Here is an 11,652-nt window from a genome sequence, read left to right on the forward strand (position 1 = left end):
AAGTCTTATTGAATATCGAACATTGTACGAATAATGAAAAATACCTTACTTTTTTACTAGGTCTTTGGCTTTAAAGTGCATCTGCTGTAATATGCTTGTATTGACAGTGTTACCGATTTAAGAAGGGTTATTATGAATATTACTATTACTGATGGCGCTCAAGAGTACCTATCTTCTTTACTTGAAAAACAAGGTGTTGAAGGTATTGCTGTGCGTATATTTATCCAGCAGCCTGGCACCCCTTATGCGGAAACGTGTTTGGCATATTGCCGTCCTGATGAAGTAAACGAAACGGATGAGATTCTAAATCTTCCTAAGCTGAAAGTGTATATTGAGAAGAACTCAATAAACTTTTTGGATGAAGCTTTTGTCGATTATGCCACGGAAAAAATGGGCGGCCAGCTAACAATCAAAGCGCCCAATGCGAAAATGCCGAAAGTTGGTGTGGATAGCCCTATTGAAGACCAAATCAATTATGTGCTTTATTCTGATATTAACCCAGGATTGGCATCTCACGGTGGTGAGGTCAGTTTAGTGGAAGTGATTGATGGTCAAGTGGCTGTCTTGCAATTTGGTGGTGGTTGCCAAGGTTGTAGTGCGGTTGACCTAACGCTTAAAGAAGGTGTTGAGAAAACGCTGATTGAAAAAGTGCCAGGGTTAACGGCTGTGAAAGATTCAACAGACCATACAGTAACTGATAACGCGTTTATGTAGCGTTAGAAAATACTAATAAAGGGTGCTGATCGATTGATCGGCACCCTTTTTTTTGTGCTTTAAATTTAGCTGCGTTCGCGTTTTGGTAAAACGTCTTTCAGTTGTTCAGCCATGGTCAGCAAAGTTTTTTCTGTAGCTTCCCAATCGATGCAGGCGTCGGTAATTGACACGCCGTATTGGAGGTCGTTTTTGTCAGCAGGTACTTTTTGATTGCCCCAGCCAATGTTGCTTTCGATCATCAACCCCATAATAGACTGGTTGCCATCAAGAATTTGCTGAGTCGCATCTTCTACAACGGTTACTTGGCGTTCTGGTTTTTTGTTTGAATTCTCGTGAGAGCTATCGATCATGATATTGTGCTTTAGCTTGGCGGATGTCAGCGCGGCTTCAGCTTTTGCGACGTTTGCTGCGTCGTAGTTTGGTAGGCCGTTGCCACCACGAAGTACGACGTGACCGTACTCATTACCTTTGGTGTTAACAATGGCGACTTGGCCTTCTTCGTTAATGCCTAGGAATGAGTGCGGGTGAGAAACTGATTGCATGGCATTAACCGCAACAGACAATGAGCCATCTGTGCCGTTTTTAAAGCCTACTGGCCCAGAAAGACCAGAGGCCATTTCACGGTGTGTTTGGGATTCTGTGGTGCGAGCGCCAATTGCCGACCAGCTGATTAGATCTTGGATATACTGTGGAGAGATAGGGTCTAGTGCTTCTGTAGCAAGAGGTAGGCCTATTTCAGCAAGATCAATTAGCAGTTTGCGGCCAATGTGTAGGCCTTTATCGATATCGAAGGTGCCATCAAGGTTTGGATCGTTGATCAGCCCTTTCCAGCCTACGGTAGTACGAGGCTTTTCAAAATAAGCGCGCATAATAATATAAAGAGAATCGCTTACTTTTTCTGCAAGTTCTTTCAGGCGATGAGCATAATCCAAGGCCGCTTCTGTATCGTGAATAGAGCAAGGTCCAATCACAATCGCTAGGCGATGGTCTTTACCGTCCATAATGTTTTTAATGGTGTCACGAGCGGTGGTGATGCGGTGACTTACATCTTCGCTGACAGGCAAGGTTTGTTTTAATTTTGTAGGGGTTACCAAAGAGGTAAAGGAGGCTATGTTTAAATCCTCAAGGCGTGTATTGCTCATTACGGGGTTTCCTGTTTACTGCATAATAGTTATAGCCCTTACAGTATCTTGTTTTCACTCGTTAATGAACCGTCAGTGCTGGGTTTTATGGCGTTTTTTTAGAAGAATAGATATTTCAAGCCAAAGACCATTAAAGCGCTTGCCAATATGGGTTGCAAAACCTTGTTTGGGACATAGGTAGAGATTTGAGTGCCTAGGTAAATGGCTGGTATAGAGCCAATTAATAAACCGGCTAATAAGGTGTAATCCACGTTACCAAGAAAAACATGCCCTAAACCAGCCACAAGCGTTAAAGGGACGGCGTGAGCGAGATCAGTGCCAACAATGTTTTTGGCGCGCATTACAGGGAATAATACCATCATAATGGCGGTTCCCAGTGCGCCAGCGCCTACTGATGTTAGAGTGACTAAGATGCCAAGAATTATGCCGCAAAAGAAAATGACTCTTAGACTGCGTGCCTCTGGCATTTGGAAGTCAAAACGAGATAGTAGTTTTTCTCGAAAAATGATGACTAACGCGGTTGTTAGTAGCATTACGCCTAGGGTGCCCGTTAATATTTGTTGGTAATAATCTGGTTTTTCGAATTGAGACAAGGCTAATACGGTAATAAAAGAGGCAGGAAGGCTGCCTGCTGTCATGGCACCAACTATTTTCCAATTAACATTGCCGCGTTTTGCGTGCAAATATACGCCCGTGCTCTTCGCGATTCCTGCATACATAAGGTCGGTGCCAATGGCAATATGAGGTGGAAAGCCAAATAGCAGTAATAGCGGGGTCATTAAAGAGCCACCACCAACACCCGTGATGCCGACGGCCAGCCCAACAGCGGCGCCGGCAAAAATATACCAAATAAAATCCATCGTATTCTTTCTTTCGCTGATTTAAGCTAGCAACATTAGAGGTTTTTCTCTATTCTATAAAGTAATGTTTTCTTCTGTTTTTAACTCTTTTTGGAATAAGGCGCTCGATGAAGTTACAGCAGCTTAGGTATATTTGGGAAGTAGCGCGCCATGACTTAAATGTGTCGGCTACTGCACAGAGTCTCTATACATCTCAACCAGGTGTTAGCAAGCAGATTCGTCTTTTGGAAGATGAATTGGGCGTTGAAGTGTTTGCTCGTAGTGGCAAGCATTTAACGCATGTAACGCCTGCCGGTGAGAAGATTATTGCGTTGGCCGGTGAAATTCTTAATCAGACTCAGAATATTAAGCGAGTGGCTAGCGAATTTAGTGATGAGCGTAAAGGTTCTCTAGATATTGCCACTACGCATACTCAAGCGCGCTATGCGTTGCCGAATGTTATTCATGAGTACATAGAGCGTTATCCAGCGGTGGCCTTGCATATGCATCAAGGAACGCCGATGCAAATTGCTGAAATGGCCAATGACGGAGTGGTGGATTTTGCCATAGCGACAGAAGCTTTAGAGCAGTTTGGTAATTTGATAATGCTGCCTTGTTATACTTGGAATCGATGTGTTGTTGTGCCGAAAGATCACCCTTTGGCTCAAGTTGGAGTATTAACATTAGAGGCGCTGGCTAAATATCCTATAGTGACTTATGTTTTTGGCTTTACAGGTCGATCTCAACTAGATCATGCGTTTCAAAAGGCCGAGCTTGAGCCTAATGTGGTTTTCACAGCGGCGGATTCTGATGTTATCAAAACCTATGTTCGTTTGGGTTTAGGTGTCGGGATTGTTGCTTCTATGGCATACGATGAGCAGCAAGATTCAGATTTAGTTGCGTTGGATGCTTCGCATTTATTTGAAGACAGCTGCACCAAAATTGGCATTCGTAATAATACGTTTATTCGTGGTTATATGTATCGGTTCATTGAGTCTTTTGCGCCGCATTTGACGAAAGATCGAGTTATTGCTGCGATGGAAGCGTCCAACCGCCAAGAGGTTGATTTGCTTTTTCAGGATATTGAATTGCCGCGTTTTTAATTGCGTTATTTGTTCATTCGATAGACAGGATATGATAAGCGAAAGGCCATGCATTCAGCGAGATGCATGGCCTTTTTTTATGGCTATTATTTTATTTGGCGCGTTGGTGTTTTTGTTTATTTAGCCAGTTTTAGAGCCAGCTCTGCAATCCGTTTGCCTTGTGCTTCACAAAGAGATATTTCATCTTTGCTTAAATTGTTTTCGCTGGTTGCTGTGGCTAAGTGACTGGCGCCATAAGGTGTGCCACCAGTGGTGGTATTGATCAGCGCCTTATTTTTATAGGGTAATCCAGCCCAAATCATACCGTGGTGTAACAAGGGAATCATCATCGACTGCAGGCATTGTTCCTGTCCGCCATGCATTGAACTGGCGCTAGTGAAAGCGCAGGCGGGTTTGTCGATGAGTCCGCCGGTCATCCAAATTGTCGAGGTCTGATCGATAAAATGTTTAAGTGGGGCAGCCATTGATCCAAAGTAAGAAGGTGAGCCAAGTGCCAAGGCAGCACAATTAGCCAGTTCGTCTAGAGTGGCATAAGGCGCGCCTTCGCTAGGAATTGCCTGACTGGTGGCTTCACAGGTTTCTGACACCGCTGGCACTTGCCGGACTTTAGCTTCTATGCCGGCAGTGCTGTTAACGCCACGAGCGAGGTATTTAGCCATTTCAGCGATGGAGCCATGGCGACTATAAAATAAGATGAGAACGTAAGGATCGCTCATTTAAACAGTTCCAGAACTTGCTCGGGTGGGCGTCCTAATTTTGCATGGTCATTGTGAATGACGATAGGTCGCTCAATAAGGCTTGGATGAGAATGCATGGCTTGAATGCGCTCTTCGTCACTGCTTTCTGAGTTTAGCCCCAGCTCTTTGTAAATGGTTTCTTTGGTACGCATGAGCTCAATCGGCGTGATGGCGAGCTGTTTTAGTAATGTGGTTATTTCTTCGACGCTGGGCGCTTCTTTTAGATACAAACGGACATCAGCTTGGATGCCATTTTCTTCTAATAGAGCGAGTGTTTGACGAGATTTTGAGCAGCGTGGGTTGTGGTAAATCGTTGTCATGTGAGTTCCTTTCTCTTAGTAAGCCTAAAGAGGGGAGTGAGTCACTCAACGAGAGGCTGAGTGACTCATGATGGTGCTATTTCAGGCTAAGAATAAATTCAACGGCTTGTTCTGTTGCTATATCTTGGTTTTCGCCTTGAGTACGGTTTTTGTATTCTAATGTGTTGTTTGCCAACCCTTTATCGCCAACTACTAAGCGATGTGGGATGCCGAGCAATTCACAGTCTGCAAATTTAACGCCTGGGCGTTCTTTTCGGTCGTCTAATAAAACGTCTAAGCCTTTGGCTTTTAGTTCGCTGTAGAGACGATCACACTCGTTTCGAACCGCTTCTGATTTGTCGTAATTCATCGCCACAATCGCCACATCAAAAGGGGCGATGCTTTCTGGCCATAAAATGCCTTTATCATCAAAATTTTGCTCAATGGCCGCGGCAACAATGCGCGAAACGCCGATGCCATAACAGCCCATGTGCATGATTTGAGCCTTGCCGTTTTCATTGAGAACGGAGGCGTTTAATGCTTCAGCGTATTGTTGACCTAGCTGGAATATGTGACCGACTTCGATGCCGCGTTTAATGACGATGGTGCCTTTGCCATCTGGAGATGGGTCGCCTTCTACGACATTGCGTAAATCCGCTACTTCAGTATTTGGGCAATCTCTTTCCCAGTTTAAACCAGTTACATGGTAATCGTCTTTGTTAGCACCGGCACAGAAGTCAGACATAACCGCCGCTGAGCGATCTACGATTACGCGAATGCCTTTCTCTTTAAGTCCTTGTGGGCCAATGGAGCCTGGCGCACAACCAATGCTTGTTAGAATGTCGTCTTCGCTGGCAAATTCAAAAGGCGAGACGATGCCGTCAATTTTTTCGACTTTCAATTCATTAATGCTGTGATCACCACGTAAAACCAGTGCGACGATCGTGCTGTTTTCGTTAGTGTCCGTGCCTTTTACTAGCATGGTTTTTACTGTCTTGGTGACATCCAGTGCTAAGAATTCAGCTACTTTCTGAATCGTTTTGCAATCTGGTGTAAATACTTCAGCAGTATCTTGTGTTGCTGGATCAGCTTTGTCTTTTAGGGTGATGGCCTCGGCCAACTCCACGTTGGCAGCAAAGTCAGACGCGTCACTAAACGCAATGTCGTCTTCGCCTGAATCCGCTAATACATGAAATTCATGGGAGTAAGCGCCGCCAATGCTGCCGGTATCGGCCAGTACTGGGCGGTAATCTAAGCCGATGCGATCAAATACATTACAGTAAGCTTGATGCATGACATCATAGGTTTCTTGAAGTGATTCAGGGCTCGTGTGAAAAGAGTAAGCGTCTTTCATGCAAAATTCACGAGAGCGCATAACGCCAAAGCGAGGGCGAACTTCATCGCGAAATTTTGTTTGAATTTGAAAGAAAGTTGCTGGTAGTTGTTTGTAACTGGTTAGTTCGTTACGGGCTAAATCTGTGATCACTTCTTCGTGAGTTGGGCCTAAGCAATAGTCGCGACCATGACGGTCTACTAAGCGAAGTAGTTCAGGACCGTATTTCTGCCAGCGACCTGATTCTTGCCACAGTTCTGCAGGTTGAACGCCTGGCATGATAACTTCGAGGGCGCCTGCTTTTTCCATTTCATCTCGAACGATGCTTTCGACTTTGCGAAAGACTTTAACGCCCGTTGGTAGCCAAGTGTATAGGCCTTTGGATATTTGGCGAATCATGCCGGCACGAACCATCAATTGATGGCTGGTTACGACGGCGTCAGTTGGTGCATCACGTAGTGTGGAGAACAAATAATTGCTTGCGCGCATGATAATAGTGTCTATGTCTAAAAGTTAAAATGTAGAAGTCAGTGCTTTAGCCGGCAAAACGAGGTTCAATAAGACCTTTAGTGTCGGTTTCAAGGGCGAAAATGCCGCCAGCTTGAGGGAATGTTTCAAGCTCTTCTTCTGTTTGTGCTATTCGGCAGGTGCTGACAAATAATGTTTTCATGTCGGGGCCGCCAAAAGCCACCATGGTGGGGTAGGTCGCAGGGACCGGATATTCGGCTAAAATTTCACCTTGAGGGCTAATTTTAACCACTCGTTGGCCTTGGTACAAAGCACTCCAATAATTGCCTTCGCTATCGACTGCGGCGCCATCAGGTCGGCCATTGCCTCTTGGGAATTCAATAAAGGTGCGTTTGTTGGTAGCGCTGCCTGTTTGCACATCATAGTCAAATTGATAAACGATGTGGTTTGGTGTGTCGGAATAGTACATTATTTTGCCGTCGGGTGAGAAAGCTAACCCATTGGATGTCCAAGCGGCTTGATCTAATACCGATGCTTCACCGTTTTCAAACTGATAAAGCGCGCCTTTAAAGGCATCTTTAGGGCTGTACATGGTGCCAGCTAAAAAACGACCTTTTAGATCGCAGCGTCCGTCATTGAAGCGAGTGGTTTTTTGGTCGTACGTTGCTTTCCAATAAGGTGTCAGTGGTGCATTGAAATCCGTGAACCGATAAACACCTGATCGAAAGGCGGCAATAAATCCGCCATTATTGTCGAGGGAAAAGCAGCCGATTTCTTCGTCAAACTGGCGTGTCTCTATGCTATAAGAGTCAATGCTAAAAGCATGCAGTTTAAAAGCGTCAATATCAACAAAATAGAGGGTTTGGGTTTGTTCATCCCATCGTGGGCATTCTGCTAATTTAGCTTGTGCGTCCAAGACACATTGCATCTCAGTCATGCTGACTCCGAGTCTCTGGGTGATTTTAAATATAAGGGTGCTATAGTGCTTCTGAAAGAGCTTATTGTAAATAGGATTAGAGAAAGATGTTTGAGTTAAATTCAATATTAGAGCGAGACTCTATTTTGGTCGGCAATTTTCCTTTGTCACAGTTGAGATTGATAAATGATTCTCAATTTCCGTGGCTGATATTGGTGCCACGAAGGAGTGGAGTGACTGAGATTCATCAGTTGGTTGAAAGTGACCGTCAGTTATTAATGTCTGAGAGTTGCTTGTTAGCAGAAGCTCTGCATGATGCCTTCTCTGCTGATAAGTTAAATATTGCTGCAATTGGTAATAAGGTGACGCAGCTTCATGTTCACCATGTGGTGCGTTTTGAATCGGATGTTTGTTGGCCTGAGCCGGTATGGGGTAAAGTGCCGGCGCTGCCTTACAGTCAACAGGCGCTGGTGGATGTGTTGCAGAAAATCCGATCGTTATTGAGTGATGATTTGACCTTGCCTGATGATAATGCAGAGCTTTACTATTAACATCTAGTTCATGCTGTGCCCGCCTTCTTAGTAGGGTGGGCAAAACAAGGATAAGTATTTTTTATGAGCGTGCGTAGAAGAAAAAAAGCCATTGGCAAAATTGTTAAGCTATTAAATTTGGCTGCTTCCACCAATACAACTGAGTCTGTTGTTGCATTGCGACACGCTGAGGCATTGATTCGTCAATATAATATAGTGGAGCGAGAGTTGCCTGTTGTGCAGTTATACGATCGCGCACTGCTTTATAAAGTCAGTTGGAATAGTGCTGCGCCTCGTTTTCACAAAGAAACAAGCGTCAAGTCGGTGTCTACGGATTCGGTGTATTTACGTCGGTTTAGTGAAAAAAATCGCGATCTTGAAAAAGAAAGCATTACTGTTGCTGAGCAGGAGTCGACCGAAGCGGTTGAAGGTAGTGTAATGCCCAGGAAAAACAAAATGAATGATGTCATGGATGATGTGCCTAGCACAGGTAGACGAAATGATCAGATGGTGTCGGGAAGTTTCGGCAATGTTATTGATGCTGCCGAGGCTTTTCGTCCAGAAATAGACGCTTTTTCGGAAGCAGAAAAGCCCTATGTGGCAAGTTTTGATCCAGTGATGGATTTTTCCGATGATGCCTATTGGCAGCAAGTGCATAAAACGCTGACAGATTTCGATGAGGCTAATGTTCAGGCTAAGATGGCGTTGGTAAAGCAACAGCTAGAGCGGTCTGAACTGTCGCTGCAGCGTAAAAAAGACAATCGGCATCAACAAGAACGGCATGAGCTTCAAGAGCGTAGTCAAAGGGCGAAAATAGAGTTGAGCTTTGAAGAAGCGATTGAAAAAGCCTTTCAGGCGCGTGCGGTTGCCTATGAGAGGTGGGAAAAAGATCAATATCATCAGCGTTTGCAATGTCTTCGTGAGGAGCAAGAGGCGCTGTCTGTGTATGAAAACTATGTTCAGAGTTTGAATGATCATAAAGCATCCCTGAGTCGTCATGAGCAACGTAAAGAAGACTATCGTACCGCGCAGATTATGCATAATTTACGTCGACATCTGGCTTTGTCTATTGCGAATTCGGTTGATTCATCTTCTTCTTTCGAGAAAGTGGTTGAAATCATGTCGCAAAATGGACTGTCACTAAAGGATTTAGAATTTTCAGACATACAAAATAAAAGTTTGTTTATTCGTCTACTGGAGCGTGAAAGCGCGTTGATTTCCGATACTGATCAGCGAGAGCGTTATACCGAAGAAATGTTAGCAAAGTTTCTTGATGACAGTACTAAAACTCGTTCATCTGCTTCGTCAAATACACCATTGCAGCATATTCAATGTTTGCTTACGGCGGCCAACAGTGGTGGCCAATTTGAAACGCAAAAGTATTTGGAGCAGGTGCAGCGGTTGATGGCTGCTCATGACATTGGTGTAAAGCAGATAGGTTATAGTTATATTAAAAAATACTCTGTGTTTATCAGTCTCATTAACTGGGAGGCGGAACGTATTGTCTCGTTACCGGATAGAGAGGCGTTTACCGCGCAGATTTTAGAAGAATATATCCAATATTCGTTGCGAGCTTCAAGTGTTTCATCCGATCAAAAAATGACCCCTTAGCATGCTAGTCGTCTCTCTTGGTGGTTAATCTTGGGAGGTTGCAGTGTGTATTTAATTATTTATTTTGTGAATGGGCTATATATCTTTCCAAAATAGGCTCTAGCCCTTTCTTTGCGCCTGCGCATCTTTTACCATTTCCTTTTCGATTTAATCGTAATCCTCAGCAGGAGAGATGCATGAGCATTATCAAGGAAAGTGATCTAGTTGACAGCGTTGCAGATGCGCTTCAATTTATTTCTTATTACCATCCATTAGATTTCGTAAAAGCGGTACATGACGCTTATGAAAGGGAAGAGAGTAAAGCGGCCAAGGATGCCATGGCACAAATTCTGATTAACTCAAGAATGTGTGCAGAAGGTAAGCGTCCAATTTGCCAAGATACTGGTATTGTGACTGTTTTTATCAAAATTGGTATGAATGTGCAGTGGGAGACCACGAAAAGCGTTGCAGATATGATCAATGAGGGTGTTCGACGTGCTTACACTCTTCCTGACAACATACTTCGTGCCTCTATTTTAGCCGACCCTGCTGGTGCTCGAAAGAATACCAAGGACAACACGCCTGCTGTTATCCATATGGAAGTGGTTCCTGGTGATACCGTTGAAATACATGTTGCAGCAAAAGGTGGTGGTTCAGAGAACAAATCCAAATTGGCAATGCTTAATCCATCGGATGACATTGTTGAATGGGTGAAAAAAACAGTACCGACAATGGGTGCTGGTTGGTGTCCGCCAGGCATGCTGGGTATAGGTATTGGTGGTACGGCTGAAAAAGCCATGGTTATGGCGAAAGAATCATTGATGGAGCCGATTGATATTCATGAGTTAAAAGCGCGCGGCGCAAAAACTCGAGTTGAAGAATTGCGTCTGGCTATCTTTGATGAGGTTAATAATCTAGGTATTGGTGCTCAAGGTTTGGGTGGTTTGACGACCGTTCTTGATGTGAAAATCATGGATTACCCAACTCATGCCGCGTCATTGCCTGTTGCAATGATTCCTAATTGCGCGGCAACACGCCATGCGCACTTTGTGCTTGATGGTTCAGGTCCAGCAGATCTTGTTCCGCCATCATTAGATGATTGGCCTAAGATTACTTGGGAAGTGGGCGAGAGTGTTCGTCGTGTAAATCTAAATGAGATTACACCTGAGCAAGTAAAAGACTGGAAGCCAGGTGAAACGGTTCTGTTGAATGGTAAAATGCTTACGGGTCGTGATGCCGCTCATAAAAAAATGGTCGAAATGATTGCCAATGGTGAAGAGCTTCCAGTTGATCTGAAAGGGCGCTTTATTTATTACGTTGGGCCTGTTGATCCGGTAAGAGATGAGGCTGTTGGGCCTGCTGGACCAACCACGGCAACGCGCATGGATAAATTCACTCGAACTATTCTTGATAAAACAGGTTTGCTTGGCATGATAGGTAAGTCTGAGCGTGGTCCAATTGCTATAGAGGCTATTAAAGAATTCAGTGCGGTTTATTTGATGGCTGTTGGCGGTGCTGCGTATTTAGTGTCTAAAGCGATTAAGAAAGCGGATGTTATTGCCTTTCCAGAGCTTGGAATGGAAGCGATTTATGAGTTTGATGTGGTTGATATGCCTGTAACAGTGGCTGTCGATACACAAGGAACCTCTGTGCATATAACAGGTCCTGCTGAGTGGAAATCGCGCATTGAAGCGCAAGCGCTCGAGATTAAGTAAGGTTATTCTTACTTTGTTCTCTATCTAATTGTTTAAAAGCCATATTTATTTATGGCTTTTTTGTTTTTAGGTGTTGCATCATCATTTTTAATCTGTAATATACAGCCCTCGTTACGCAGCAACGCGTAACCGCTCTTTAAGAATTTAATCAGATAATTTGTGTGGGCGCTCATTGGAGTCTTCAGAAGATCATCGCCGTTCGGTTTACCGGAAGGTAGTTGATCAAAAAAATTGAAGTCTTACGAGAGTCTACACGGCAATCGCTT

General features: G+C 44.2%; 11 protein-coding genes. 5 read left to right on the forward strand and 6 right to left on the reverse strand.

What is annotated here, in order from left to right:
* Positions 1 to 132 precede the first annotated feature (132 nt).
* Positions 133 to 714, forward strand: coding sequence for a Fe-S biogenesis protein NfuA (gene nfuA, locus E0D70_RS10560; protein ID WP_133012245.1), 582 nt, complete (start codon positions 133 to 135; stop codon positions 712 to 714).
* 65 nt (positions 715 to 779) lie between these two features.
* On the opposite strand, the gene E0D70_RS10565 is transcribed toward nfuA, so the two are convergent.
* Positions 780 to 1,856: a 3-deoxy-7-phosphoheptulonate synthase gene (locus E0D70_RS10565; protein WP_133012246.1), complete on the reverse strand. Its 1,077-nt coding sequence runs from the start codon at positions 1,854 to 1,856 to the stop codon at positions 780 to 782.
* A gap of 98 nt (positions 1,857 to 1,954) precedes the next feature.
* The gene (locus E0D70_RS10570) at positions 1,955 to 2,716 is read right to left on the reverse strand and encodes a sulfite exporter TauE/SafE family protein (protein ID WP_133012247.1); all 762 of its coding nucleotides are present in this window, start codon (positions 2,714 to 2,716) and stop codon (positions 1,955 to 1,957) included.
* A gap of 107 nt (positions 2,717 to 2,823) precedes the next feature.
* Between E0D70_RS10570 and cysB the strand changes: the two genes are divergently transcribed.
* Positions 2,824 to 3,798: an HTH-type transcriptional regulator CysB gene (gene cysB / locus E0D70_RS10575; protein WP_133012248.1), complete on the forward strand. Its 975-nt coding sequence runs from the start codon at positions 2,824 to 2,826 to the stop codon at positions 3,796 to 3,798.
* Positions 3,799 to 3,914: 116 nt separating this feature from the next.
* On the opposite strand, the gene wrbA is transcribed toward cysB, so the two are convergent.
* From wrbA to E0D70_RS10595, 4 genes are all read right to left on the reverse strand, one after another.
* A complete protein-coding gene (gene wrbA, locus E0D70_RS10580; protein ID WP_133012249.1) occupies positions 3,915 to 4,514 on the reverse strand; it encodes an NAD(P)H:quinone oxidoreductase in 600 nt (199 codons plus the stop codon).
* Entirely contained in the window at positions 4,511 to 4,855 is a 345-nt protein-coding gene (gene arsC / locus E0D70_RS10585) for an arsenate reductase (glutaredoxin) (protein WP_133012250.1), read from the reverse strand. Before arsC ends, wrbA begins: the two co-directional genes overlap by 4 nt.
* 76 nt (positions 4,856 to 4,931) lie before the next feature.
* Complete coding sequence (locus tag E0D70_RS10590; protein ID WP_133012251.1) at positions 4,932 to 6,656, reverse strand: proline--tRNA ligase; 1,725 nt, start codon at positions 6,654 to 6,656, stop codon at positions 4,932 to 4,934.
* Positions 6,657 to 6,702: 46 nt separating this feature from the next.
* Positions 6,703 to 7,572 (reverse strand): SMP-30/gluconolactonase/LRE family protein, encoded by an 870-nt coding sequence (locus E0D70_RS10595; protein WP_133012252.1) that lies wholly within the window; start codon positions 7,570 to 7,572, stop codon positions 6,703 to 6,705.
* 86 nt (positions 7,573 to 7,658) lie between these two features.
* On the opposite strand from E0D70_RS10595, the gene E0D70_RS10600 reads away from it, so the two are divergent.
* From E0D70_RS10600 to E0D70_RS10610, 3 genes are all read left to right on the forward strand, one after another.
* Entirely contained in the window at positions 7,659 to 8,102 is a 444-nt protein-coding gene (locus tag E0D70_RS10600; RefSeq protein WP_133012253.1) for an HIT domain-containing protein, read from the forward strand.
* 63 nt (positions 8,103 to 8,165) lie between these two features.
* Positions 8,166 to 9,692 (forward strand): DUF2786 domain-containing protein, encoded by a 1,527-nt coding sequence (locus E0D70_RS10605; protein ID WP_133012254.1) that lies wholly within the window; start codon positions 8,166 to 8,168, stop codon positions 9,690 to 9,692.
* 176 nt (positions 9,693 to 9,868) lie between these two features.
* The gene (locus E0D70_RS10610; protein WP_133012255.1) at positions 9,869 to 11,386 is read left to right on the forward strand and encodes a fumarate hydratase; all 1,518 of its coding nucleotides are present in this window, start codon (positions 9,869 to 9,871) and stop codon (positions 11,384 to 11,386) included.
* The last annotated feature ends 266 nt before the right edge of the window (positions 11,387 to 11,652 follow it).

It is taken from the genome of Marinomonas flavescens (assembly GCF_004352835.1).
Taxonomy (GTDB): Bacteria; Pseudomonadota; Gammaproteobacteria; order Pseudomonadales; family Marinomonadaceae; genus Marinomonas; species Marinomonas flavescens.